Consider the following 26,280-nt stretch of genomic DNA (forward strand, 5'->3'; position numbering starts at 1 on the left):
TTTATCATGCCTACTTGACATTGGGGAAAAAAATGGCGTTGAGCTGTTTGATTCCTTCAAGGATACGGAAGGTCGGTCGTGAGACCAGGGCTTCTTCCACCAGGAACACCTTTTTGTTCTGAACCGCTTTAATAGCCTGGAAGCCGGATTCCTGAAAAATCATATCGAGGGTGACCGGGTTCATACGGCCATGCTGGGCCAGGAAAATATCAATTTCGGTGGCGTGTCCGAGAATACGCTCCTTGCCGTAGTCGGCGATATTGGTCTTTCTCACCTGGATGGCGTCTTGTGCGATATTGACCCCACCCGCCTGCCTGAGAACATACATGGCGGTGCTGGTGGCTGAAAAGGTTTTCATCTTTTTATGGATCGATTCAAAATAGACCCGTGGTCGCGCACTTTCGGGAATGGAGTCGAGTTTTGTGCGGATTTTTTCTACTCCCAGGTTGAATGAAGAAATCATCTGTTCGGCCTCCTTTTCCCGGCCTACCAGGCGTCCCAGGTTCCTCCAGTATGCAAATATTTCAGAGATGGAGGAAGGCTGCAGCGAGATGACCGTGATACCGGCCTGCTGGAGTTTTTTGATAAACTGGGGATGGGAACGCTCGATCATCGGCCTTACCAGTACCAGATCCGGTCGCATGGCGATAAATTTTTCCGGGTCTTCCCGGTAGGAGAATCTTTTTCGGGAGAGGATTTCGGCAGGGTAGTTATCGGTTCTGGAAATACCGATCAGGCTGTTTGCTGCGCCGAGAGAGCAGAGGTTTTCGGTATGGGCGGAGTAAAGAGAGATAATCCGGGTAAACGGTTTTACAATATGAATTTTTCTGCCGGCCTTATCTGTAAAATCTGCCTGTTGCGCCAGAACCGTCATCGGGACAGTAAAGAGGATGAACAGCAGCGGATAAAAGAGGAGAGGAATGCACCTGCCACTGGTTTTCATGATAATTCTCCATAGTGAAAGTTGATCTGCAGGTTTCCGCCCTGTTGTCTCCCGGAAACATTTGCGTGTACCCCGAAAACATCCAGGATGTTTTCGGAACTCATAACCTGCCTGGTGGCGCCAAAATGTTGAATGCGCCCTTCCCGCATAAAAAGAATCTCATCACAGTAGCCAGCCGCGAGGTTGAGATCGTGTATAACTGCAATTATTGTTCGTTTTTCAGTTTTGACAAGTTTTTTTGCAACATTGAAGATCTGCAGGGTGTATTGAATGTCCAGACTGGCGGTGGCCTCATCAAAGAGGAGTACCGGGGTGTTCTGGGCAAAGGCCCTGGCCACAACGGCCCTCTGTTTCTGGCCGCCGGAGAGTTCGGTGAACTGTCTGTTTCGTGCGTCCAGAATGCCGATGGTTTCCATGGCGTTTTTCACATGGTCCCAGTCTTCGGCAGAGGGGGAGCCGAAGCGGGGAATATACGGGTGTCTGCCCATGAGGACAATTTCCTCCACCGTGTATTCAAATCCTGTGCTGAATTCCTGGGGGACGAGGCCGATCAGGTGAGCCAGCTGTTTGCGCGGATAATCGTTGATTTTTCTGCCCATGAAAACAATCTCTCCCTGGTCCGGTTTGCGATTGCCGATCAGCAGGTCAAGAAAAGTGGTTTTACCGCAGCCGTTGGGTCCGACTATGCCATAGAATTTTCCTTTTTCCAGGGAAAGTGAAATGTCGTGGAGGACGAGTGAATCGTTATAACTGAAGGAGATGTCTTCTATTGAGAAAATAGTGCTACTCATGACGCACCCCCCGCTGTCTTTTCCGGAAGATCACGCAGAAGAAGGGCCCGCCGATCAGTGCGGTCAACACACCTATGGGTACTTCCACGGGCAGAACGGCCCTGGTCACGGTATCTGCCAGGAGGAGCAGAATGGCGCCTGCAAGGGCCGAGACGGGCAGGAGTTTCCGGTTGTCCGGCCCCACAAGAAAGCGCATGAGGTGGGGGACGATCAGGCCGATAAAGCCTATGATTCCGGTCATGGCCACGCAGATGGCGGTGACAAAGGAGGCGGTGAGCAGCAAAATGATCCGGACCTTTGCGGTTTCGACCCCGAGAGCGTCGGAAGAGCGGGAACCCAGGCTCATGATATTGAGGTCACGGCCATAGAAATAAGTGATGGCGCCCCCAATCAGAACCGCAGCACCAATGAGCAGCACGCTGTCCCAGGTGCTGGACACAAAGGAACCCATCAGCCAGAAAATAATAACAGCCACCTGTTCGTCGGCCAGGTATTTCATAAAGCTGATTCCCGCGGATAAGATGGCCCCGACAATGACGCCCGAGAGAATCAGGGTGTTCGCGGAAATCCGGCCGTTGAAGGTGGAGAGGTGGATGACGACGAACAGGGTGATAATCGCGCCGCAGAAGGCAAAGAGCGGGATAGAAAACTGGCTGAACATGCTCAGGTTGGCGAGAAGGGCAAGGGATGCCCCGAATGCGGCACCACTGGAGATACCGAGTGTGTACGGGTCGGCAAGGGGGTTGAGGAGTATACCCTGGTAGATGACACCGCTGAGGGCAAGACCCGCACCGACAAGGGCGGCTGTCAGGATACGCGGCAACCGGACATCCATGACCACGTAGGGGATTGTCTTGTCGATGTCGTGCAGCAGATCCTCGTTGCCTGTCAGGGCGGAGAGAATTGTTCTGAAAATTTCCGTGGCGGAGATAGTGATATAGCCCATTCCCGTGGAGAGCACAACAGTGGCAAAACAGGTTGCCGCCAGGGCCAGGGTCAGTAATAAAAATCTGTTTGAAAATGTGGAAGACATTATTTCTTTTTAATCACAAAAAATTATGCGGCAAGAAAATAATAACAGAGAGCGACAGTTATGACCGACAGCGCCCTGGTAACCTGGCTGATGGTGACCAGCTGCAGGGCCAGTCCCGGACTGTAAATCCCTGTGTAGTACGGAAACTGATGGCGTATGGCCCTGATGGGCGCCGCCAGGATATTGCCTGCCAGAAGGGCCAGTACAACCTCACGGTAGGTCAGGCTGTTATCGGCAATCATGGCACTGGCAGCCGCAAGACCTGCTGAAAATTCAGCGGTGACATGGAGGACGACGATGCTGATACTTTTGGGGTTCAGCCAGCTGAGAAACCAGGCATGGTTGGCGATCAGTTCTTCCAACCGGGTAAAAATCCCGTATCTGTTCAACAGGAAAAATAAGATATAGACCGGCACCATGAATTTCAACAGTTTCACCAGTCGTTTTTTCAATCTTTTCACGCTTTTCTGAAGTGCGCCTTTCCAGTCGATTTTTTCCGGTTTTTTGGCAGATGAGCCGGAATCGACGTCGGACTGTTTTGCTGGCAGGGTTATTCTGCCGAGAATAATTACAAAAAATGTCTGGAGAACAGCCGCTGTAAAGGTGAGACCGACATAGATTACCGCGGCGCCCTTGATCAGTGGAGCGGTAAGAAAAAAAACGGTGGGCAGATGGAGAAAAAAGCGGGGCAGGGAGTTGAACAGGTTGGCGAGCACAAGTTCCTTCTTGTCAATTTTGCCATTGTCAAAATTTTCGGCCAGCATGGCGTTGGCTGAAACACCGGAGAAAAAGGCCACGGAAAAGGAGGCTCCGGTAATGGAGGACAACCTGCCCATCCGGATGAGTGGCTTTGCCAGGGTTGCCAGCCTGTGTGTCCAGTTCAGACTCTCGATAAAATTTGCAATGAGGAGTCCAATACAGATAAAAAATGATATCCGGAGAAGTGGCCACAGGAGATGGGGCCATATTTGTGAAACAAGACTATTGTCCATTTAAAGCTAGTAATATCAAAATATTATAGATAGTGTTGGAAGAGAAGCAGTTCTTCACGTGAGATCGATAGTACACCCGGGAAAAAAGAAAGCAAATATTTTTTTCTGATTTCGCACAACGCTCAACCTGATAATTCTGTTGAAGGAGATGTGGTTGTTTAATGAGAAAGCAGTTGACTTCCTGCATATGATTTTGTTAATAATGGGGTCGTTTTCAGGTGCTTTTTTATTTGTCTCTGCATTTTGTTGCATAAGACAGAAAGCTGAAGAGGGAACCTCGTGTGATTCGAGGACGGGCCCGCCGCTGTAACCGGGGACTGATTTCACACTTTTGCCACTGGGGAAACCTGGGAAGGCGTGGATGAAGGATAATCCGGAAGTCAGAAAACCTGCCTGAAATGAGCTGAAACGGTATTCCGTGGAAAGGATGCCAGGCGATACGAGGAAAAACAGGGAATCCCCGGATCAATTATATTGGTTCGGGGATTTTTTTATATCCGGGACAGACAGAACGACCTTGAGTTGCGGGAACTTCAGATAAAAAGGTATATGATGCAGGGTACATTTTATGTAATTGGTGTGGGGCCGGGTGATCCTGGGTTGATGACGCTGAACGCAGTGCGAACTCTGGAAAAATGTGACGTCTGGTTTGCACCGTCCGCCTTCAGGCATGGTGAAAGTATGGCTCTCAATATTGCCGGGGGAGAGGTTGATTCCACCGGTAAAACGATTTTGACCCATCATTTCCCCATGAAACAGGTGCACAGGGGGCAGAGGCCGGAGGAAGAGGTAGGTCAGGCATGGCGTGAGGCGGCAGACACTATTCTTGGCTATTTGCAATCAGGAAAGGATGTGGCCTTTCCCACTCTTGGAGATCCTGCTATTTACAGTACCGGCTTTTATGTCTGTGAGACCCTGGAAAAAATCGGCCAGCCTTTTAATGTAAAAATCATTCCTGGTGTATCCGCCATTGGTGCATCGTCAGCAGTCACTGAAACGCCTCTCTGTCTTGGTGACGAAAAGCTTGTTGTCATTCCCGCCACATTCGAAGACTGCGAAATTGAAAAGGTACTTCAGGTCAGTGATACCGTAGTGTTTATGAAAGTTCACAAGGTCATGGCTCAACTTGTCAAACTGCTGGATGGGCTGGACCTCCTTGAGAACGCGGTACTGGTTGAAAGATGCAGTCTAGGAGATGAGAAGATATGGCCTGATATCAGGCAGGCTGTCGGAAAAGAGATACACTATTTTTCAACGATAATTGTACGTCAGAAAAAACTGCGATAATAAAAATTAACAGCATGGCGGTTGCCGAAATGACAACTGCCATGCTGTCCACAGGAATGGTTCAGGTCAGATGGTGTCTGTCCATAAATGGCCTTTTTGCCCGATTTCTTCGTCGCTACGAAAAATAAAAAAGCTCACATATGCCTAATATGCTGCGTTTTTTATTTTCCTATGCTCTTCGGAGTCTTCGCTTACCTGACCTCGAACAAAAAATCTCATTTCTGAACAGACACCAAACACTTCCCAAAAAAAATTATTTCAGGACAATGCCTGCATCTTTGGCTGCGTCTGACGCGTGCTGGACATAAATCTCGGCAATTTTATCATTTTCTCCCATGCCATGCAGGTAGGGATGAACGGTGATTCCGGCTTTTTCCATAAGGGATTTCCAGGAGTCTTTTTCAGGTCCGGCCATATCGTTGCGGGCATGGTCCCCGGCAACAATCATAAAGGCACGGATATAGACGTTTTTCACACCGGCATGTTGTAACTGTTTTATAACCTCATCAACGCCCGGATATCCTTCAACCGTACCAACAACAGTGAGAACATCGGGGTAAGCCTGGTTCATCTCATGGGCAAACTGCAGATAGGAGCCCCCTGACGGGAAATGATCATTGCCGTGTCCCATGTAGACCAGTGCGGCCTTTTTCTCACGTGCACGATCAACATCTTCTTTCATGGCCTTGACTGCAACTTTGATATCTTCGTCATAGGGGTGAGTAACACCGAAGGTGCCGAGCATGGGGCGTCCGATGACCAGCTTGTTAAAAGGTTTGAACCTGGCCTTGATGGTGTCGATGGAGGCAATCGCCTTGACATAGCTGCTCAGATCAAGAAATTCTTCTGCCGGGGCGATATGGGTGGGCTGGACAATCAGGGTATCGTAACCGTCATCCTGGAAATTGGCAATAGTCGCCAGCGGTCCCTGGACATTGAGGATTTCTGCGGGGATTTCAGGATGTGCTTTAATGTATGCCGGATCCTTGGCCCGTTTCTGCCAGATGCGGCGAATGATATTGGATGTGAAGGCAAAACGAACCGGAGTGTCCGGATAGGCCTTTGCCATCTTTTCCCTGATGTTCAGCAGTCCCTGCAATGCTGGTTCAACCGTGGTACCAAACATGGCCAGAACAACACCATTTTTATGCTTTACTTCATGCTCGCCGGCGGAAATGGTTTGCACGGCAAACATGCTTAAAACAACAGCCGTGAGAAAAATGGTTTTCATGAAAAATCTCCTTTTCAAGCGGTCCTGAGGAAAAAAAATCCCGGACCAATTATTAAATTGATCCGGGATTTCCCTTCTTTATCCCAGATGTACCGATGTCTGTTTCATTGCCAGGAATGCAGACTTGTTTCAGGCAGGTCTTCTGACTTCCGGATCGTTCTCCTTCCGCGCCTTCCCATCTGAATCAGACAGTGGCATTGTGCGGAATTCGTCCCCGGTTACAGCGGCGGGCCCGTCCCGGAATTAAACCGGGTTCCCTTTTCATCCGTATTTACGGATACCTGAAAACGGTGTAACAGTACCTAAAACAGAGTGGCAAGTCAAGAGATGTCTGCAACCGGTTTGTGGAGCACACTAACTGTCGAGATTTTTCAATACATTGTCAAGACTTTCACGGGCGTCACCAAAGAGCATCCGGGTATTCTCCTTGTAAAAGAGAGGATTGGATACCCCTGCATAACCTGTTGCCATGGATCGCTTTAAAACGACAGTTGTTCTGCCCTTCCAGCATTCGAGCACCGGCATTCCTGCGATAGGGCTGTCAGGGACTTCCTGGGCCGCAGGATTTACAATATCATTGGCACCAATTATTAGAGAAACATCAACATCAGGGAAATCATCATTGATTTCATCCAGTTCAAAAACGATATCATATGGGACTTTTGCCTCGGCCAGGAGTACGTTCATATGACCGGGCATACGACCGGCTACCGGATGGATGCCGAAACGGACATTGATTTTTTCAGCGCGCAGTTTTTTGGTTATTTCGTGCACAGTATGTTGGGCCTGGGCCACGGCCATACCGTAACCGGGAATAATCATCACTTCCCTTGCTTTAAGCAGTAACTCTGCCACCTCCGCACTCTCAACAGATACAATGTCACCTGCCTCTCCTTCATCAGCTGTTGCCGATTTACTTCCAGAGGAGCCAAAACCTCCGGCGATAACGGAGATGAATTTGCGATTCATGGCACGACACATGATATAACTGAGAATTGCACCACTGCTTCCCACCAGGGCGCCTACCACGATTAAAAGGTCATTATTCAGCATGAAGCCGGTAGCTGCCGCGGCCCAGCCTGAATAACTGTTCAACATGGAGATGACTACCGGCATATCAGCTCCGCCGATTGCCATAACCATATGTACACCAAAGACAAGAGCTATTATGGTCATCAGGACAAGTGTGGCTGTACCGCCTCCCGTGGCGGATTGACCGACAAAACCGGCACATAAAATGAGGGCACCGACAAGCAGGGCAAGGTTGAGCCAGTGGCGACCCGGAAGCAGGAGAGGTTTGCCGCCGATTTTACCACTCAGCTTCAGGAAGGCAACTATTGACCCTGAAAAGGTGAGGGCACCAATGAGTATGCCCAGGTAAGTCTCTATGTCATGAATGGTTCTGTCCGCCCCGATAAGTGTCGGGTCATGATCCAGAAAGTTGGCAAATCCGACAAGTACTGCGGCAAACCCCACCAGACTGTGTAAAATTGCCACCAGTTCCGGCATTTGAGTCATTTTAACTTTTTTAGCCAGAACCAACCCGATGGTACCACCAATGATAATTCCCACGGACAAGATGAAAAAGTTGTTCGATACGATCCCGATGACAGTGGCTGAGAGAGCCGATGTCATACCGAGGATACCAAAAAAATTACCCCTCCTTGAAGTATCCGGTTTACTGAGTCCACCGAGGGCCAGGATAAACATGATGCTCGCACCGATATAGGCTGCAGTTACAATACCTTGTGACATGAGTCTCCTCCTATTTCCTGAACATGGCAAGCATGCGATGAGTAACTGCGAATCCACCGAAAATGTTTATGCTGGTTATTAGAATGGTGATTTCTGCAAGAAACATTATCAGCCGGTTTTCAGACGATATTTGTAACAGTGCACCAATAATAATAATGGAGCTGATTGCGTTGGTTACGCTCATCAGGGGCGTGTGAAGGGATGGTGTAACATTCCAGACAACCATATAGCCGATAAAACAGGCCAGGACAAAAACGGTAAAATGAGACATGAACTCAGGAGGAGCGATACTTCCAAGTCCAAGCAGGGCAAATGCTCCGACGGCAAAAGGTAAAACAACACTCAATGGACCCGGTTTTTTCTCCTCCACCGGTTCCGGTGCCGGGGGGTGTTCCTGCTTTGGGGGTGCGGCGGAAAGTTTGGGGGGAGGGGGTGGCCAGGTTATTTTTCCTTCCTTGATAATTGTTGCGCCACGAATCACCTCATCCTCCATATTGATATCAATTACACCATTTTTTTCAGGAGTGAGTTCTGAAAGCAGATGGCGAAGGTTGGTGGAATACAGTTGACTGGACTGGGTCGCGAGACGTGACGGTAAATCCGTATATCCTATTATAGTGACACCGTGTTTTACTACGACTTTATCTGCTTCAGTCAGTTTACAGTTCCCGCCCATTTCCGCGGCCAGGTCAACGATGACACTGCCTTCCTTCATGCTCTCCACCATTGTTTCGGTGATCAGTTCGGGAGCTGGTCTGCCCGGGATAAGTGCGGTGGTGATAATAATGTCAACATCTTTTGCCTGGTCGGCAAAAAGGGCCATTTCGGCCTTGATGAACTCATCACTCATCACCTTGGCATATCCCCCCTCACCGCTGCCGTCTTCACCAGAAAAATCGAGCATCAGAAATTCGGCATCCATGCTTTCTACCTGTTCCTTGACCTCGGGGCGGGTATCAAAGGCGCGGACAATTGCTCCCATGCTCCTGGCAGTTCCAATTGCGGAAAGGCCGGCGACACCGGCACCGATGACGAGAACTTTGGCCGGGGGGATCTTTCCTGCTGCTGTTATCTGCCCGGTGAAAAAGCGCCCGAAGTGCTGGGCGGCCTCGACCACGGCACGGTAGCCGCCGATATTAGCCATTGAACTCAAAGCATCCATCTTTTGCGCTCTGGAAATTCGCGGTATTGAATCCATCGCCAGAACGGAAATGGTTTTCTCTGAGAGTTTTTTTACCAACTCTTCATTTTGGCCGGGTTGAATAAAACTGATAAGCGTCTGGCCCTCCCGGAATAACTCGGTTTCATCCAATGAAAGCTCAGGGTTGAATTCGGGAGCTCGAACCTTCAGGATTATGTCGGAGGCGTCATAGAGCGTTTTTGCATCCTGTGCGATAGTGACGCCAACCTCTTGATAAGCGTCATCTGTAAATTTTGATGCCAATCCGGCACCGGACTCAATAGTGATTGTAAAGCCGAGGCTTTTTATAAGTTTTGCGACCTCCGGTGTTGTTGCAACACGCCGTTCACCTTTTCGTGTTTCTTTTGGTACACCAATACGCATGTTTGCTCTCCTTCTATCATAAGATTGACAGCTGCTGTTAATGGACCATTTTGCGGCTGTTTTGCTGGAATAATACCGATTGGTGAAAAAAAGATATCATCTGGTAATTATAATACTCATTTACAAAAAGTAAGGATCAATTCGGTGTTGACAACTTTAACTGAAAATCCAGCGACCAAAGGTTGTTTTGCCGCAGTAGGATTTTCATTACTTTGTTGTACATGGGAGGCATTCATACCCCGAGGGTATAAATGGCTGAGGCATTTGACCTTGGATTGGCGCCGGTTTATCCACTGGTAAACCGGCTTTGCCTCATTTCATTGTGTCTGAATGAAGAAAAAACTGGAAAACAGTCTGAAAGGCATGGTGACAAATTTCTGCATCGCTACGTACAATAAAAATGCTCACATCTACCTAATATGATGGGCTTTTTATTATTCTTATGCCCCATTTGAACAGAAAAATCTTATTTATGGGCAGGTACAGGCTAACGCAGCACAGATTTTTCGGGGTGGTAACCACCCCTGGCAGTGGTGTTTGGCAGTAAGATGGCTTGTTTACCCATGAGAGTACCGGGGCTGGTTACCGAATTGCATCCTGTCTGTGCATTGTCTCCGAGAATGGCGCCGAATTTTCTTCTGCCCGTGTCGATTTTTTCTCCCTTATAGAAAATAGTCACATTGCCGGGCAAAAACCGGAGGTTGGCAAATTTTGTTCCGGCACCGAGATTGGCGTTATTCCCGAGAATGGAGTCACCCAGGTAGGCGAAATGACCGGCTTTGGCGTCATCAAGAAAGATGGAGTGTTTTATTTCAGTAGTATGGCCGAGAACGCAACGTCTTCCCGTGAGAACATATCCACGCAAGTAGGCTCCCTGGCGGATTTCGGTCATGTCGCCGATGATTGCAGGAGATTTTATCATGGCTCCGCTCTCAACGAGGACACCACGGCCTATTGCTATCCGCTCTCCCATGAGAACAGCACCAGCCATGATCACCGATGCGCCATCGAGGATCTTGCCATTTTTTTCGACACGCAGCTTTCCCTTGGTGGTGTCCCCGAAATCTATCTTGCATGAACTGTCCCTCATGACCTTTCCATTATATATAATGACATGTTCTGTGGAGGGGCTGTTATCTGTTGACAGCGGTTCATTTGGACATTTGTAGTTGTCCATGTAATTTTTCAGTCTGTTTAAAGGTGTCCAGACCGGACCATCGCCTGAGAACAGATGGCTGTGTGGAAAATCGGACAGGTCGAAAAAAGACCGTATCGTCAGCATGATATTTCTCCGGTAAAAACGTTTTTCTTAAAAAAAAAATGGCAGGATGATACTATGAGAGAAAAGGGGCAGGATATCAAGAGAAAACAGGTTCTGTAACAAAAACGATCTGTGCTTGACTTCCCGGTGAGCGATGTTTAGAATTTCCCCGGATTTGAGAAGCATGTATCTGAATAATCTATATATATCTGAAAATAGGGAGGATTACCGAAAAGTAAACGGGTAGTGAAACTGCTCCCGATTTACCGGAAAAGTAATCTCTCCAGGAGGTTTTTGTGGAATTTAATGATTCATTGAGTATAGGTATGGACGATTTTTCCAATAATGAAGATATGGAAATACCTGAAGTTCTGCCTATGATGGCTGTTCGGGATGTGGTCGTTTTCAATTATATGATTATTCCCCTGTTTGTCGGGCGACCGGGTTCTGTTGAGGCTGTCAACGAGGCTCTTGCATCCAATAAACTGCTGATGCTGGTCACTCAGAAAGATGCGACAAAAGACAATCCAACGGAAAAAGACCTCTACGAAGTCGGAATGGTCTGTATGGTCATGCGGACGCTCAAGTTGCCCGATGGCCGGTTGAAGGTTCTTGTGCAGGCCATGTCCAAGGCAAGAATAAAGGAATTTCTCCGTACGGATCCATCCTACCAGGTGGCAGTGGAGGTGATAGAAGACCAGCCCATGGAAGGGGAAGTGAGCGTTGAGGTGGAAGCCCTGATGCGAACGGTACGGGAGCAGACTGAGAAAATCATGTCGCTTCGGGGAATCCTTTCCGCCGATCTTATGATGATTATCAACAACATTGAAGATCCGGGCCGATTGGCAGACCTGGTCGGTTCTAATCTACGCCTGAAGATCCCGGAATCCCAGAAAATTCTTGAGGAAACTGATCCTGTTGTCCGGTTGCAGCTGGTGAATGAACTGCTGGCCAAGGAACTGGAAGTGTCCACGGTGCAGGCAAAGATTCAGAATGATGCCAAGGAGGAGATGAGCAAATCCCAGCGGGAATATTTTCTCCGCGAGCAGATCCACGCCCTGCAGAAGGAGCTGGGAGATACAGATGATTACGGTCAGGAAATTGATGAACTTTCCCGCAGGCTGAAAAAAACAAAAATGCCGAAGCCGGTTCGAAAGGAAGCCAAAAAACAGCTGAATCGAATGGCCATGATGCACCCGGATTCTTCTGAGGCGACCATTATTCGTACTTATATTGACTGGATTCTCGATGTGCCGTGGAAGAAGGGGACCAAGGATCATCTTGATCTGAAAAGGGCAAAAGAGATCCTGGATGAAGATCATTTCGGCCTGGACAAGGTGAAGGAGAGGATTCTTGAGTTTCTTGCCGTGCGAAAGCTCAATAAATCAACCAAGGGCCCCATCCTCTGTTTCGTCGGCCCTCCGGGGGTTGGTAAAACTTCTCTCGGGCAATCCATTGCCAGGGCCATGGGGAGAAAATTCTACAGGCTCTCATTGGGCGGGATGCGTGACGAAGCGGAAATTCGCGGTCACAGGCGCACCTATATCGGCGCCATGCCCGGTAGAATTGTTCAGGGGTTAAAGACTACCGGAGCAAACAATCCTGTTTTCATGATGGACGAGGTCGATAAGATCGGTGCGGACTACAGGGGTGACCCGTCTTCGGCATTGCTGGAAGTTCTCGATCCGGAGCAGAATTTTGAGTTTACTGATCACTATATGAATCTGCCTATCAATCTGTCAAAGGTGATGTTTATCACGACGGCCAACATGAGCGATACCATCCCGAGGCCATTACTGGACAGGATGGAGGTTATTCGTCTGTCCGGGTATACCCTTGAGGAAAAGGTTGTGATTGCACGCAGGTATCTCTTGCCAAGACAGGTAAAGGAAAATGGTGTGCGTCCCTCACAGATCCGTATCAAGGATGAGACCATAGAATATATTGCCACACATTATACTTATGAAGCAGGGTTGAGAAATCTGGAGCGGGAAATCGGCAAGATCTGTCGGAAGATTGCCCGCAAGATTGCCGAAGGCGGACGGGGTCCGTACACTGTCAGTAAGAGGAATATTGAAAAATACCTCGGTCCCCCGAAAACCATACCAGAATCCGAACTGCAGCGGCTTGAGCAGCCCGGCCTGGTAACCGGTCTTGCCTGGACCGAAGTTGGCGGGGAGATATTGCAGATAGAGGTTAATCTGATGCCCGGCAAGGGTAAACTGATTCTGACAGGACAACTGGGGGATGTCATGAAGGAATCGGCCCAGGCAGCTCTAACCTATTGCCGAAGCCGTTTCCGGGAGCTGGGGGTGAAAGAGGATTATTTCGATACAATAGACATCCATATCCATGTACCCGCCGGGGCTATTCCAAAGGATGGGCCTTCGGCCGGTATCACCATGGCCACAGCACTTTATTCTGCCATTGTTCAGAAGAAAGTTATAGGAAAACTGGCCATGACAGGGGAAGTTACCCTGCGTGGACGTGTTCTGCCCATAGGTGGCCTGAAGGAAAAGGCTCTGGCGGCATTGCGTGCCGGGATCACCACGGTAATTATTCCAGAGCAGAATAAAAAAGATCTGGTGGAAATACCTGAGGATATCAGAAAGAAGATGGATTTTTACCCGGTGAAGGATATGGATCAGGTGGTGAAAATTGCGTTTAACAACAAGTCCGGTCAGAAAAAGAGAAGTACAGGGAAGAAGAAAAAATAAATTTAGACCTGAATCCTGCAATTGGTAAGTCTATTGGAGATGCGAGGCATTAAGGGCGCAGACGTATTAACATACTTCAAGCCCTTGATAACGAAGCAGATTCGATAAAATTGCCAATCCCGCAGGGCGAGGGAATAAAGAAAAAACAATCTCACTCAGAAAGTGAGTAGTACAACCCTTACTGCGATATGATAATTATTTGTTTATACAGTATGATGGACTCGTAAAAACTCCGATCTACTGCGTTGTGGGGTGATCGTGTAATGCTCGACGTACTATATGTACGCCTGCGCTTACACGACACCGCCACGCCTTGTATATCGAAGTTTTTCCAGAGTCCATCTGGGAACGTTGAACGACTTTTTACGAGATCATCACAGTATAAATACTTTTTATTTATTTTCGAAGTGCAGGATTTAGGTTAGACCAAACTGAGCTATACCCGTAGACAGAGAAGGTATTGTGACTGACGATACAGAACAGTTGGATGAAAAAAGATTTAACGGAAAAAGGGTTGTCCTGTGGACAGCCCTTTTTCTGTTTCTTGCCGGATTGATGCTCTTTATCTGGTTTGCTGCCTACCTGGTTGGAAAAGGACCCGGGCCCGCGGGCCGGAAAGTGGTGGTAACCATTCCTTCGGGAACATCCGTCAGGGGCGCAGCAAAAATATTGGGAGAAAACGGATTGATCTATGATGATATCCGCTTTTCCCTGCTGGTCAAATTGTCCGGTCATGCAGCCCATATTCGAGCTGGAGAATTTCAGCTTGTAACGGGAAAAACTCCGGGTAAATTACTGGAAGAGCTGCTCAAAGCAAGACAGGTACAGCACCCGATAACCATTCGAGAGGGATTGAGGGCACAGGAAATTGGTGAAATTTTTGCAGCGGAAGGTTGGTGTGATTCGAAATCCTTTATGGACCATGTTACAGACAGCAGCTTGATTGCATCCCTGGGACTGAAAGGGCTTGACAGTCTGGAGGGATATCTTTATCCGGATACCTATATGCTGACCCTGGAAACCAAGGGGGCGGAAAAGATCATCACCATGATGGTCAGACGGTTTTTCCAGGTCTGGAAGGACCTGATACAACAGGAGAATATGGAAGCTCCTTTTTCGAGAAAAGAAGTGGTTATCCTGGCCTCTATTATTGAAATGGAGACGGGAGATCCGGGGGAGCGTCCGCTTATTGCCGGACTTTTTCTCAACAGACTGAAACGGGGGATGCGCCTGCAGTCTGATCCCACTGTGATTTATCCTTATCGGAACAGGGGGTATTTCGGTCCCATTACCCGTACCCATCTTCGTACGTCCTCACCTTATAATACCTATATATTGTCAGGCCTGCCCGCCGGGCCTATCTGTAATCCCGGTCGGGAATCCTTGTTGGCAGTATTGCGACCTGTTGAAAGTAACTATCTTTATTTTGTGTCGAAAAATGATGGCACACACTCTTTTTCCAGGACGCTGCGGGAACATAATCGCGCCGTGCAAAAATATCAGCGGAAAAAAAGAAATAAAAGAGGTAAATAGGGAGTCTGTTTAGCTGTTGTTAACAGTCATGGATTCAGGTTCCTGTCATAAATGGAGAAGAGAGTGAAAATCGGTCTTGTTCAGATAAATCCGGTTATCGGAGATTTTTCCGGGAACTGTGAAAAGATTAAAAAATGGGTTGATTCTGCCAGGGAAAAAAACTGCTCCCTTATTATTTTTCCTGAACTTGTAGTGTCGGGTTATCCACCCCAGGATCTGCTTGAACGTGAGGTTTTTCTCCAGAGTTACGAACAGGCACTGCAACAACTGGTGCAGGACCTTCCACCCGGTCCTGATGTGATGCTTGGTTGTGTTGAAAGGCGGGGAGATGGGCGGGGGAAACCACTGTACAATTCCGCTGTAGTGATTCGTGATAACAAAATTATTTTTCGAGCCAGAAAACGTCTCCTGCCTTCCTATGACGTCTTTGATGAGACCAGGTATTTTGAACAGGGACCTGTTTCCGATATCTATGAAATCCATGGGCATCGTTTCTGTGTGACGATCTGCGAAGATGTCTGGCACCACGAGGTTCGTGACTATTCAATCCGGCCGGTGGATGATATTATCATAAGTGATGGTGCCCGTGTTGACGGGGTTATCAATATTTCCGCCTCTCCCTTTCAACGGGACAAGGAAAAGTTAAGGAAAACACTGTTTGCGGAAATTTGTTGCACTCACAATATTCCGTTTTTCTATTGCAACCAGGTGGGTGGCCAGGATTCCCTTATCTTTGACGGACGCAGCCATGTACTGGACAGCCAGGGCCGGACTGTTGCACAGGCCGCGGGATTCAGGGAAGATATGATTGTCGTCGACAGCTCCGACTGGACAGGTGAGATGCATGAACCCGCCGAGATGGAATCGGTTCCGTCAGTGTACGATGCCCTGGTCCTCGGGGTCAGGGATTATGTGAAAAAATGTGGTTTCTCCTCGGTGGTTCTGGGGTTGTCCGGAGGGATCGATTCGGCGGTCACCGCTGTCATCGGGGTTGATGCCCTGGGATCGGAAAATGTTCTCGGTGTGGCTATGCCCTCCCTGTACAGCTCCGATGATTCCTTGGAAGATGCCCTTGAACTCGTCGCCAATCTTGGCTGCGGTTTTGAAAAAATTCCCATTGATGAACTGTTTTCAACCTTTAAAAAAAACCTGTCACCGCTGTTTGCGGGTTTTGGAGAGGATGTCACGGAACAGAATCTCCAGGCACGTATCAGAGGCAACCTGCTGATGGCCCTGTCAAACAAGTTTAATCATTTGCTGCTGACTACAGGCAACAAGAGCGAAATGGCTGTCGGGTACTGTACCCTCTACGGTGATATGAGTGGCGGGCTGGCGGTTATTTCCGATGTCCCAAAACAGCTTGTCTATGAACTCGCTGAATATATTAATCGGCAAAAAATCCGTATTCCACCCCGTATTATTACGAAACCGCCTACCGCTGAATTGAAACCTGACCAGTGTGATCAGGATGATCTGCCGCCCTATGAAATACTGGACAGGATCCTTGAACTGCATCTGGAAGGCGGGGAAGGACCGGATGAAATCACAGCAAGGGGGTTTGACAATGATGTTGTCAGGGATGTCCTGCGACGGGTGCGCATAAATGAATATAAGCGAAAGCAGGCGCCAATGGGACTCAAGGTGACCAGCAAGGCTTTTGGCTATGGACGCAGGTTTCCCAATGTTCAGAATTTTCAGCAATAGTCTATTTTATGGCTGGTGACCCTGACATGTCGGAAAAGAGAAAGCGTGTGTTGCACTGGTTTTTTATCGTTTTTGCTGCTGGAGCCTTTGTCTGGCTGATCTACAGTGAAGCGGTATTGAACCGTCCCGAAAAGCTGGGAATCACCAGCTCCGGCATGGTTGACATGTGTATCACCTGCCACAGGGATGAAAAACTCGATCCCGCCCATGATCCAAAGGTGATTGGCTGCAGCAGTTGTCATCTCGGCAATCCTCTTGCCATTACCGAAGAAGCGGCCCACAGGGATATGGTACTGAATCCGGGTGATCTCCGTCATGTGGAGAAAACCTGTTCAACTGAAGGGTGTCATCCAAAGGATGTTCACAAGGTAAAGAATTCCCTCATGGCAACCAACAGGGGGATTCTCGGTACCCTTCTCTATTACTGGGGGAGAGCAAAAGCCAGGATACGGAGCTTACGGTCGAAAAACTGCTGCAAGAGAAAAAAGATACCCTTGCCATTGATTATTTCAGTAAACTCTGCGCCACCTGCCACCTCTGGAAACAGAAAAATGATATGGTCGGTGCTCCCGATTTTTTCAGAAAAAAGGGTGGGGGATGTTCCGCCTGCCATTATTCAATCCCTGGGGAATCGGGTGTTTCAGTTACAGTGTCCGATGACGGTGATGAGCTTGAAAAAAAGAAAATCCATCCCCTGGTAACGAAAAAGGTTCAAAGTTCCAACTGTGTACGGTGCCATAACCGTTCCGGCAGGATAGGCATCTCCTACATGGGTATTTTTGAATCTGAAGGGTATGGAACGCCCTATGAAAAGGGAACGGTGAGCTCAAAACAGCTTCCCGGGGCCAGGTTTTATCTTGATCTGGCTGATGATATTCATCACAGCAGGGGGATGGAGTGTATAGACTGTCATACCAGAAATGAGATTATGGGAGATGGTACCAGTTATGCCCATTATGAAGATCAGCTGGAGATATCCTGTGAAACCTGTCATACAGCTGATCCAGGGATTACCAGGAAAAATAATCGTTTGAACAATGTTGTAAAAGGAAAGGATGGCTGGGTTCTTGCTGGCAAGGTGAATGATAAAAACTTTCCCTTGAAACCGATAAAAAAAGGAGTCTGTGACTTTACTGCCCACAAGCGGGTTTCATGCGAGGCGTGCCATTCAAGCTGGGTGGCTCAGTGCTATGGCTGCCATGTGAAAAGGGATGCGGCCCAGACCCACCTGGATAAACTGACTCTGAAAGAGACCTCCGGCTGGTGGGAAGAGGGGCGGTCTTATATCCGCTATGAAAAACCGATGCTTGGAGTGTGGAATGACGAGGTGGTCATCGTTACTCCCGGCTGCCAGGATATAGTCACGGTACTTGACAAAAAGGGTAAGCTTGAAAAGAGTTTTAATCGTTTAACCATGGCTGCTATCAACCCCCATACCACCCAGGCAAAAGGGAGAAAATGCATTGATTGTCATGGCTCGACTAAAACCCTTGGGCTTGGAAATGGAACCTTGTACGAGAAGGATGGGAAACTGGTCTTTGAGCCTTTGGGACAGGGGGTGATGACGGACAGTGGTAAAACCGTGCCCCTTGATGCCTATGTGACCCTTGATGGAGAGCCGTTGCAGAACAGCTCCCGGCCGGAACTGCGTCCCTTCAATGGGGTCGAGTTAAAGGCTATTCTGCGTGTGGGGACATGTGTCATCTGCCATGATTCTTATGAAGACAGAATCTGGAAATCATACACGGCAGAGACAGTCTGCAGCCGTGATAAATCTGAAGATTAATAGAGGGGAGACGGTATCGGTATTGTAACAGGAAATATTTCCGGCCTGAAAAAGCACCAGATCAAATCCCTGGAACGTCTGGGAACCAAGAGGGTGCAGCGGGATAAAATCATTAATCCGGAAATGGCACGAAACATCTGTCAGCTGTCCATGGAAATTAACAGGCAGATAGGGTTGCTCGTGCATCGGTCCGGCAAGGTAGAATCCATTATTGTGGGTGATTATTCCCGGATTGTCATTCCCAGGCTCGGTCATGTGCGTTCTTCCGGCGGGAGACTGAAAGGACTGAGACTCATCCATACTCATCTGGCCGGGGAAGATATCAGTGATGAAGACCTGATGGATCTGCTCTTTCTCAGGTTGGATCTGCTCTCAGTGTTGAAAATGACCGAAGATGGCCTCCCTGAACAGCTATATACAGCCCATTTACTCCCCGCCGTAAAAGATGGAAGAAACTGGATATTTCTTGATCCGGTTCATCCGGCCAATCAGTTTGAGTCGGCGGAAGAACTGATTCTGGCAGTGGAGCGGGATTTTGCAGCTCAGCACAGGGCAAAGAGTGTCGACAGTAAAGAGGACAGGGCAATTCTGATCAGTGTCAGTACGGAGTCGCGGCTTCGGGCGGAGGAGTCCCTGGCGGAGCTTGCCGAACTGAGCCGGTCTGATAATGTGAAAGTTCTCGATACTGTTCTGCAGCGCAGACGAAAGGTCAATCCACGCCTAATTCTTGGTAAGGGAAAGCTGGCGGAAATTATGATACGGGCGCTACAGCTTGACGCGAATCTGCTCATTTTTAATCAGGAACTGAATCCGTCCCAGATTCGATCCATTACCGAATTTACCGAGTTGCGTGTTATAGACCGTACGCAACTCATCCTTGATATTTTCGCCCACAGGGCCATGAGCAGGGAGGGAAAGCTCCAGGTGGAGATGGCCCAGTTGAAATATATGCTGCCAAGGCTTTCTTCAAGGGATGATTCCCTGTCGCGGCTGACAGGTGGAATTGGTGCCAGGGGGCCTGGAGAAACAAAGCTTGAGATTGATCGCCGCAGGATCAATGACAGGCTTGCCAGGTTGGCAAAAGAATTGAAAAATGTCAGCCGGGAGCGGTACCGGAGACGGGCAAAGAGAAGAAAGAGAGATCTGCCGGTCATCTCCCTTGTCGGTTATACCAATGCTGGAAAATCGACACTGCTCAACACTCTTACCAACAGTTCTATCGTTGCCGAGAACAAACTTTTTGCAACTCTGGACCCCACCAGCCGCAGGTTGCGTTTTCCAAAGGAAATTGAGGTTATCATAACAGATACCGTAGGGTTTATCCGGGATCTTCCTGCTGAACTGCTCAAAGCATTCATGGCCACACTGGAAGAACTGCAGGAAGCGGATCTTCTTGTCCATGTAATTGATGTCTCAAATCCTCTCTACCAGGACCAGGTACAGGTGGTGGAAAATCTTCTGGAAGAGCTGGAGCTGGGATCCATTCCATGTCTGAAACTCTATAACAAGGCAGATCTCCTTCAGGACAGCACTGTTGCGGATGGCTTGCTGAGAAAAAATGAGTTGCTGGTAAGTTGTTTTGAGCCCGAGACATTAAAGACGTTTCTGATCAAAGCTGAAACGCTGATAGGCAAGGTTGCGGGAATAAATTGTCAGGGACGTAGGTAGAATCCCAGTTCTTTTTCAAAGGCCTGATCTTCTATAAATTCACAGCCGATCCTCCCCCTGTCAACCGAGCGGATGATGACATTTTTGAAAAGTACTGTCTGCTTTCGGTTGTCAAGGGTGAAGCTCAGTGTACCTTTCTGGCCTGTCTTGATATTGTGTATTCCGCGGACGAGAAAGCAGACACCACTGAGAGAAAGGTTTGAAATTTTGACAAGTCCACCGCCTGTTGCAGGTGTTTTTAGCTCATAAGTACCTGTTAAGTCAGTATTTTTTCTGTAGTGACGTCGAAATTCAAGCTGGATCCTGAATCTGTTGCCACACTTGCATTTCACCTTCAGCAGATGTTGACGATTACGGAACTGAGTAACGGATATGGTTTTTGCCAAATTGCACTTCGGGCAGATGATGGTTGCTTCATTGCCACTTTTCACGAAGGATTTGGTCATATTCTTTTCTGTCGTCATACCTGATTATACAATCATACGAATCTATTATCAAATCTACAGAGCCTCACATATTATAAGACCAAATGAGATAAATGACTATAGGTAAATAGAATGAATTCTTTTTTTTGAGGGGATAGAGGTGAGGGGTGAGGGGTTGGGGGTTGGGAGTTAGGAGTTGGGGGTTAGTCGTAGATTATTGCGGTGTATCTCTCAAGGACTTCTTCAGTTTCCCGGTCCAGATCGGCTGCAACCTCGTGAATCTGGTATTCCTTGCCACAGAGGGTACATCGCAGTCGTACGCGTCTGCAACTGCGATGTACTTCTAGTTTTCCTGCACACTGTTTACATTTCATGATTGTCCGGTTCAGGAAAGCAGTTCTTCCCTGGTAAAAAGTGATTCAAGAGTATATCCAGCCTCTTTCAGGACTTCAGTGCCTCCTTCCTGCCTTTCCACCAGTGTGGCCACGAGACCTACCTTGAAACCGGCATCTTCCACTCTTTCAATAACCTTAAGGAGAGTTCCGCCGGTGGTGACTACATCTTCAAGCAGGGCGACCGTGCAGCCTTTTTCCATGTTCTTCAGTCCTTCAATATAGTTTCCGGTCCCGTGACCCTTTGCCTCTTTTCTGACAATAAAGGCGGGGATGGGTTTGTCGGCGAGATAGCTGGCAATGGAAACCGCCGTGACGAGAGGGTCAGCACCAAGCGTCATGCCCCCGACGGCATGAATGGGAGTATCAGATTTCTGCAGCAGTTCAAACAGGAGCTTGCCACAAAGATACGCACCTTCAGCTGAAAGAGTTGTCTGTTTACCATCTATATAGAAATCGGAAGTTTTGCCGGAAGTGAGGGTAAAGGTTCCTTTTCTGTAGGATTTTTCCAGAAGAATATCTTTTAACCGCTGTCTATCGTTCATTTTATTATGTATGCCTGGAGAAATTGATGTCATTGTTGGATTATCCATGAAAACCGTGCAATAGTACATTTTTTTTGCTGGAGTTAAAAGAAAAAACTGGTATGTTCATCAAATGTTGTCAGGCTTGAAGCGTTTTTTTCAACCACTGAAAGTAATAATTGCCCGTTTTGAAGTCTTTTGAAATGTTTCTTCGGCGATTCGGCTGAGAGGCTGAATACTTGTCTGGAATCGTTTTCGCATGATGTGTATGTCGTGTTGTCATATTGAAAAGGTGAAATTATGTGTGGTATTGTAGGATATTGTGGTCCCCGTAAGGTCGTTCCGGTTGTTCTGGAAGGTCTCAGAAGGCTTGAATATCGTGGTTACGATTCTGCCGGTATAGTGTACCTGGAAGAGGGTAAACTTGTTAAGCATCGCTCCAGGGGGAAACTGTCGAAGCTTGAAAGTATTATCGACTCCGCAATAATTGCCCCATCTCATATTGGTCTTGGTCATACGCGTTGGGCCACACATGGTGCTCCGACAACGGAAAATGCCCACCCTCACAGTGACTGTACCGGGGACCTTGTCGTTATTCATAACGGCATTATAGAAAATTATCATTCTCTCAGGACTGAGCTGAAGGAAAAGGGACATGTTTTTTCCTCGGAGACCGACACGGAAGTATTGGCTCATCTCATTGAAGAGTATCTCGATACGGATTTGGTCGCCGCAGTAAAACAGGCTATAGAACGGATAGAAGGCGCCTATGCCATCGGTGTGCTTTGGTCGGGAATGGAAGATACCATTATCGGTGTAAGAAATCAGAGTCCACTCGTTCTTGGTCTCGGAGGCGAAGAAGGAAATTTCCTGGCCTCTGACATTCCAGCGTTTCTCCCCTATACCAACAAGGTTGTTTTCCTGGATGATATGGAGCTGGCGGTCATTACCGCACATAGCTGTGAGATCCAGTCCCTTGAAACCGGTCTTCCCGTGGAAAAAGAGGTGAATACCATTGACTGGAACGCAGGAATGGCCGAAAAGGCAGGTTATAAACATTTCATGCTCAAAGAGATTTTTGAGCAGCCCCAGGCAATTACCAATACGATCAGCGGGCGAATCAACCCGGAAACTGGTGAGGTTGATCTGCCGGAGATCAATCTTGATCGTGAGGCTATAGAATCTTTTGACAGAATTTTTCTGGTAGCCTGTGGAACATCCTGGCATGCGGCCCTTATTGCCAAATACTGGATAGAAAAATTCGCCCATATTCCGGTGGAAGTAGATATTGCCTCAGAATTCAGGTACAGAAATCTGTTGATAAACGAACGGGTGCTGACGGTTTCCATTTCCCAGTCAGGGGAAACGGCTGATACCCTTGCCGGTATCAGGAGGGCTAAGGAGATGGGGTCGAAGGTTGTCACCATCTGTAATGTTGTCGGCTCAACCATGACAAGGGAAGCGGACGGCACTATTTACACCCATGCGGGCCCGGAAATTGGTGTGGCTTCCACCAAGGCATTCATTTCCCAGCTTGCCGCTCTCTTTCTTTTTACCCTGTATCTTGCTGGAAAAAAAGAGACAGTTTCTGCTGAGAAACGTCTGGAACTGGGTAAGGCCCTCATTAATATCGCAGGAGTGGTTGATCGGGAACTTCCCCGTCTTCGTACTGATATTGAAAATCTCATAGATGATTTCTGGGATTGTCGAGATTTTCTTTTTGTGGGAAGGGGGCTCAGTTTTCCCATTGCCCTTGAAGGTGCATTGAAATTAAAAGAGATATCGTATATTCATGCGGAAGGTTATGCCTCCGGAGAATTGAAACATGGTCCCATTGCCCTGATTGACAAAGAGATGCCCATCGTCGCCTTGATCCCCAGAGATGAAGTCTACCAGAAAAGTTTGTCCAATGTGGAAGAGATCAAGGCAAGAAAGGGGCGCCTTATTCTCTTTGGTACAGAGGGTGACACTCATCTGGAAAAACTGACGGATGATGTGATCTATCTGCCGGAGGTTCATGAAGAAATGAATCCTATTCTCTATACAATTCCCGCTCAGTTACTCTCCTATGAAATTGCATCCAGACGAGGCTGTGATGTCGATCAGCCGAGAAATCTGGCCAAGAGCGTGACGGTGGAATAGAGGGGCAAAAGAGATTCAGATTGTGTTGATTGTCGCCCTGTCCAGGAATTCGGGAGTGACAATCAGTTCTTTTTCACCGTCTTTTTCCAGATAAATAAGGATATCTTCGGGCCTGACTGAAGTGGAATATATTGTTCCGCCTCCAAGATCCTTGTCCTGCCAGCGTTTACGGAACCAGTTTACCTTTCTGTTACTGATTGTCCAGCAGAACCCGCTGGGGCTGTCAGTGATGGAGCCTCGATAGGCGATGGCACCATCACCGGGGAGTGGCTGGCCCAGGGAGTAAAAGCGTTCCCGGTTACATTCACTGAATAGATCATGCCAGAGTGTGAAATGACCATCGGCCAGAAAGGAGCCGTTTTCCCTGTAAAAAAGGTTGAGAACAGTTTCTTCAAGAGCATTTTCAGCTCTGAATATATCGAGATTGTTCTGGAGAAACTGGAGGTGGTCCAGGGGATGGAGACTCTTCAGGGCCGCAGAGATTGATTCAGCCCTTTCCAGGTTCATGCGGATTTCCATAATCTTTTGTTTTCGCATGATTTCATGCCGTTCCTGCATGAGTTTATTTGAAAATGACCCAGGGAAGTCCTCGGGCGGGTAAAGAAATTTCAGACCTGTTAGGTTCCATTTCATTGTATTCACCTGTTATGGGAAGAAGGGTATCAGAGGGAAGCCAGGGTGAGCCAGCTGTTGGCAACATCCAGCATTCTGTTGGCATAGCCCCATTCATTATCAAACCAGCAGAGCAGTTTCAATAAATGACCATTGCTGACCCTGGTCTGGGTCGCGTCAAAGATTGAGGATCTGGAATCGGTATTGAAATCAACGGATGCATGGGGTTCTTCAGTATAACCGAGCAGTCCTTTTAAAGTTGTACAGGCACTGTTTTTTATCAGATTATTGACTTCTTTGACACTCGTTTGTTTTTTTACATTGATTGCCATATCCATAACCGAGACATTGATGGTCGGCACCCGAAGATGGAGGCAGTGAAATCTGCCGGCCATTTCAGGCATCAATCGTTCAATACCCTTGTCCAGGTTTGTTTCCACGGGAATGATGGAGTGGAGGGCACTCCGGGTTAACCGCAGGTCGGTATGGTGGTAATTGTCGATAACCGGCTGGTCGTTCATGGCGGAATGAATTGTTGTAGTGACCCCGTTCTCAATGCCGAATTCCCGATTGAGCAGATGGAGAACCGGGACAATACAGTTTGTCGTGCATGATGCATTGGAAACAATAGTGTGCTCCGGTCGCAACTGGTCCTCGTTATAACCATAAACTATGGTAGCATCTATATCGGGTTGAGCGGGATGGGAAAAGAGAAGTCGTTTTGCGCCATTATTGATATGCTGTTCTGCCTGTTTTCGGTCGGAAAAGGAACCGGAACATTCAAACAGCAGGTCCACATCCAGTTGCTTCCAGGGAAGGGCAGTAGGGGTTTTATGGTGAAATATCTCAATCTTGTCCTCACCCACGTAGATACTGTTTCCGTCATGTCTGAGAGGATAAGGGAAACGGCCATGGGTTGTGTCGTATCGTGTCAGATAGGTGAGGGTCTCAATGTCAGCGGGTTCATTTATGGCGACAATTTTAAATTTTGATCTGTATGGGCTGGAATATATTGCCCTGAGAACACTCTGGCCGATTCGCCCATATCCGTTGATTGCAACTCTGTACATTGGTTTTATTTGTCTCTTAAGTTTTATTCGGTCACTCTTGTACAATTGCCATAAAAACCAGGAATGTTATCAATACTCAAGTTTAAGGTAGAGCACAATACTGTTTTCAACTCAATCCTCCATATCAGAAAATGAAACAGATAACTTTTTTATTTATATAAGGATATTGTGAATCAAATATTATTTAGTACCGGATCCAGGTTTCATGTTTTTGGCAAAGAGTTGACAGTTGAGTGATATTGATGGAGCGATATTGGAACCGGTACGGTAAATTATGTGATTGTTTTATAACACGACATAAGAATCAGGAGATGGAAATGAAACCTAAAGGAAGAACAATTATCAATACTGGTGACGGGAAAGGTAAAACAACTGCGGCCCTTGGCACAGTTTTCCGGGCTCTGGGTCATGGTCACCGGGTTTGTGTAATCCAGTTTCTCAAAGGCCAGGGACGGTATGGTGAAAGAATAATGGCCGAACAGCTGGATAACCTGGACTGGTTTATCTGTGGTAAAGGGTTTGTATTTACAAAGGAAAATATTGAAGATGACAGGAAGGTGGCCAGAAAAGGATTTGAGTTGGCAAAGGAAAAGGTAGATAGTGGACAATATGATCTGATTGTTCTGGATGAAATAACCTACCTGCCTATGTATGATTTCCTTGAGGAGAAAAAAATAGTCGAACTCATCCAAAACAAACCAGAAAATCTGAGCCTTATTCTCACGGGAAGGGGTGCTTCACCAGAACTGATGGAGGTTGCCGATACGGTGTCGGAAATCCGGGTTATCAAACATGCGTATGAACAGGGGATCAAGGCCCAGAAGGGGATTGAATTTTAATGCCTTACGCA

General features: G+C 47.8%; 22 protein-coding genes and 2 riboswitches. Of the genes, 9 read left to right on the forward strand and 13 right to left on the reverse strand.

Features of this window, described 5'->3' with window-relative positions; translation table 11 throughout:
* Positions 1–10: 10 nt before the first annotated feature.
* Genes LO777_RS05955 through LO777_RS05970 form a run of 4 tightly spaced genes read right to left on the reverse strand, consistent with a single transcriptional unit; the run spans position 11 to position 3,759 of the window.
* Entirely contained in the window at positions 11–943 is a 933-nt protein-coding gene (locus tag LO777_RS05955; RefSeq protein WP_228856619.1) for an ABC transporter substrate-binding protein, read from the reverse strand.
* On the reverse strand, positions 940–1,734 hold the full coding sequence (locus LO777_RS05960; RefSeq protein WP_228856620.1) for an ABC transporter ATP-binding protein: 795 nt from the start codon (positions 1,732–1,734) through the stop codon (positions 940–942). Before LO777_RS05960 ends, LO777_RS05955 begins: the two co-directional genes overlap by 4 nt.
* Entirely contained in the window at positions 1,727–2,767 is a 1,041-nt protein-coding gene (locus LO777_RS05965) for a FecCD family ABC transporter permease (RefSeq protein ID WP_268907518.1), read from the reverse strand. The genes LO777_RS05960 and LO777_RS05965 overlap by 8 nt, the downstream gene beginning before the upstream one ends.
* A gap of 23 nt (positions 2,768–2,790) precedes the next feature.
* Positions 2,791–3,759 (reverse strand): hypothetical protein, encoded by a 969-nt coding sequence (locus LO777_RS05970; protein ID WP_228856621.1) that lies wholly within the window; start codon positions 3,757–3,759, stop codon positions 2,791–2,793.
* A gap of 199 nt (positions 3,760–3,958) precedes the next feature.
* Positions 3,959–4,170: riboswitch (cobalamin riboswitch) on the forward strand.
* Positions 4,171–4,233: 63 nt separating this feature from the next.
* Here LO777_RS05970 and cobI point away from each other — a divergent pair.
* Positions 4,234–5,046, forward strand: coding sequence for a precorrin-2 C(20)-methyltransferase (cobI, locus tag LO777_RS05975; protein ID WP_228856622.1), 813 nt, complete (start codon positions 4,234–4,236; stop codon positions 5,044–5,046).
* Between the two features lie 253 nt (positions 5,047–5,299).
* Here cobI and LO777_RS05980 read toward each other — a convergent pair whose 3' ends face one another.
* The 4 genes from LO777_RS05980 to LO777_RS05995 form a co-directional block, all read right to left on the reverse strand.
* Positions 5,300–6,277 carry a sirohydrochlorin cobaltochelatase gene (locus LO777_RS05980; RefSeq protein WP_228856623.1) on the reverse strand — a complete coding sequence of 326 codons (978 nt, stop codon included), beginning with the start codon at positions 6,275–6,277 and terminating at the stop codon, positions 5,300–5,302.
* A gap of 115 nt (positions 6,278–6,392) precedes the next feature.
* A riboswitch (cobalamin riboswitch) is annotated at positions 6,393–6,577 on the reverse strand.
* A gap of 54 nt (positions 6,578–6,631) precedes the next feature.
* Positions 6,632–8,032: a Re/Si-specific NAD(P)(+) transhydrogenase subunit beta gene (gene pntB / locus LO777_RS05985; RefSeq protein WP_228856624.1), complete on the reverse strand. Its 1,401-nt coding sequence runs from the start codon at positions 8,030–8,032 to the stop codon at positions 6,632–6,634.
* Positions 8,033–8,042: 10 nt separating this feature from the next.
* Positions 8,043–9,596, reverse strand: a complete 1,554-nt coding sequence (locus LO777_RS05990) for a Re/Si-specific NAD(P)(+) transhydrogenase subunit alpha (protein WP_228856625.1) — start codon at positions 9,594–9,596, stop codon at positions 8,043–8,045.
* A 487-nt stretch (positions 9,597–10,083) separates the two neighbouring features.
* The gene (locus LO777_RS05995; RefSeq protein ID WP_228856626.1) at positions 10,084–10,878 is read right to left on the reverse strand and encodes an acyltransferase; all 795 of its coding nucleotides are present in this window, start codon (positions 10,876–10,878) and stop codon (positions 10,084–10,086) included.
* Between the two features lie 305 nt (positions 10,879–11,183).
* Between LO777_RS05995 and lon the strand changes: the two genes are divergently transcribed.
* The 6 genes from lon to hflX all read left to right on the forward strand — a co-directional run bounded on the left by lon (position 11,184) and on the right by hflX (position 20,265).
* Positions 11,184–13,574 carry an endopeptidase La gene (gene lon / locus LO777_RS06000; RefSeq protein WP_407929124.1) on the forward strand — a complete coding sequence of 797 codons (2,391 nt, stop codon included), beginning with the start codon at positions 11,184–11,186 and terminating at the stop codon, positions 13,572–13,574.
* Positions 13,575–14,036: 462 nt separating this feature from the next.
* Positions 14,037–15,107, forward strand: a complete 1,071-nt coding sequence (gene mltG, locus LO777_RS06005; RefSeq protein WP_228856628.1) for an endolytic transglycosylase MltG — start codon at positions 14,037–14,039, stop codon at positions 15,105–15,107.
* Positions 15,108–15,170: 63 nt separating this feature from the next.
* Entirely contained in the window at positions 15,171–16,811 is a 1,641-nt protein-coding gene (locus LO777_RS06010; protein WP_228856629.1) for an NAD+ synthase, read from the forward strand.
* 26 nt (positions 16,812–16,837) lie between these two features.
* On the forward strand, positions 16,838–17,512 hold the full coding sequence (locus tag LO777_RS06015; protein ID WP_228856630.1) for a hypothetical protein: 675 nt from the start codon (positions 16,838–16,840) through the stop codon (positions 17,510–17,512).
* Positions 17,461–18,597: a multiheme c-type cytochrome gene (locus tag LO777_RS06020; RefSeq protein ID WP_228856631.1), complete on the forward strand. Its 1,137-nt coding sequence runs from the start codon at positions 17,461–17,463 to the stop codon at positions 18,595–18,597. The genes LO777_RS06015 and LO777_RS06020 overlap by 52 nt, the downstream gene beginning before the upstream one ends.
* Before the next feature lie 93 nt (positions 18,598–18,690).
* Positions 18,691–20,265, forward strand: coding sequence for a GTPase HflX (hflX, locus tag LO777_RS06025; RefSeq protein ID WP_228856632.1), 1,575 nt, complete (start codon positions 18,691–18,693; stop codon positions 20,263–20,265).
* Here hflX and LO777_RS06030 read toward each other — a convergent pair.
* The 3 genes from LO777_RS06030 to pyrE all read right to left on the reverse strand — a co-directional run bounded on the left by LO777_RS06030 (position 20,250) and on the right by pyrE (position 21,627).
* A complete protein-coding gene (locus LO777_RS06030; RefSeq protein WP_228856633.1) occupies positions 20,250–20,711 on the reverse strand; it encodes a PilZ domain-containing protein in 462 nt (153 codons plus the stop codon). The two genes, hflX and LO777_RS06030, sit on opposite strands and share 16 nt — an antisense overlap.
* A 182-nt stretch (positions 20,712–20,893) precedes the next feature.
* On the reverse strand, positions 20,894–21,064 hold the full coding sequence (locus LO777_RS06035; RefSeq protein WP_228856634.1) for a dual CXXC motif small (seleno)protein: 171 nt from the start codon (positions 21,062–21,064) through the stop codon (positions 20,894–20,896).
* An 11-nt stretch (positions 21,065–21,075) separates the two neighbouring features.
* Positions 21,076–21,627: an orotate phosphoribosyltransferase gene (gene pyrE / locus LO777_RS06040; protein WP_407929125.1), complete on the reverse strand. Its 552-nt coding sequence runs from the start codon at positions 21,625–21,627 to the stop codon at positions 21,076–21,078.
* A gap of 279 nt (positions 21,628–21,906) precedes the next feature.
* Between pyrE and glmS the strand changes: the two genes are divergently transcribed.
* Entirely contained in the window at positions 21,907–23,748 is a 1,842-nt protein-coding gene (glmS, locus tag LO777_RS06045) for a glutamine--fructose-6-phosphate transaminase (isomerizing) (protein ID WP_228856636.1), read from the forward strand.
* A 15-nt stretch (positions 23,749–23,763) separates the two neighbouring features.
* Here glmS and LO777_RS06050 read toward each other — a convergent pair whose 3' ends face one another.
* Both LO777_RS06050 and LO777_RS06055 read right to left on the reverse strand, forming a co-directional pair.
* Complete coding sequence (locus tag LO777_RS06050; RefSeq protein ID WP_228856637.1) at positions 23,764–24,381, reverse strand: hypothetical protein; 618 nt, start codon at positions 24,379–24,381, stop codon at positions 23,764–23,766.
* 29 nt (positions 24,382–24,410) lie between these two features.
* Positions 24,411–25,430, reverse strand: coding sequence for a type I glyceraldehyde-3-phosphate dehydrogenase (locus LO777_RS06055; protein ID WP_228856638.1), 1,020 nt, complete (start codon positions 25,428–25,430; stop codon positions 24,411–24,413).
* Between the two features lie 242 nt (positions 25,431–25,672).
* Here LO777_RS06055 and cobO point away from each other — a divergent pair, with 242 nt between their 5' ends.
* The gene (cobO, locus tag LO777_RS06060) at positions 25,673–26,269 is read left to right on the forward strand and encodes a cob(I)yrinic acid a,c-diamide adenosyltransferase (protein WP_268907519.1); all 597 of its coding nucleotides are present in this window, start codon (positions 25,673–25,675) and stop codon (positions 26,267–26,269) included.
* Positions 26,270–26,280 lie beyond the last annotated feature (11 nt).

Origin of the sequence: Desulfomarina profundi (genome assembly GCF_019703855.1) — a bacterium.
Taxonomy (GTDB): Bacteria; Desulfobacterota; Desulfobulbia; order Desulfobulbales; family Desulfocapsaceae; genus Desulfomarina; species Desulfomarina profundi.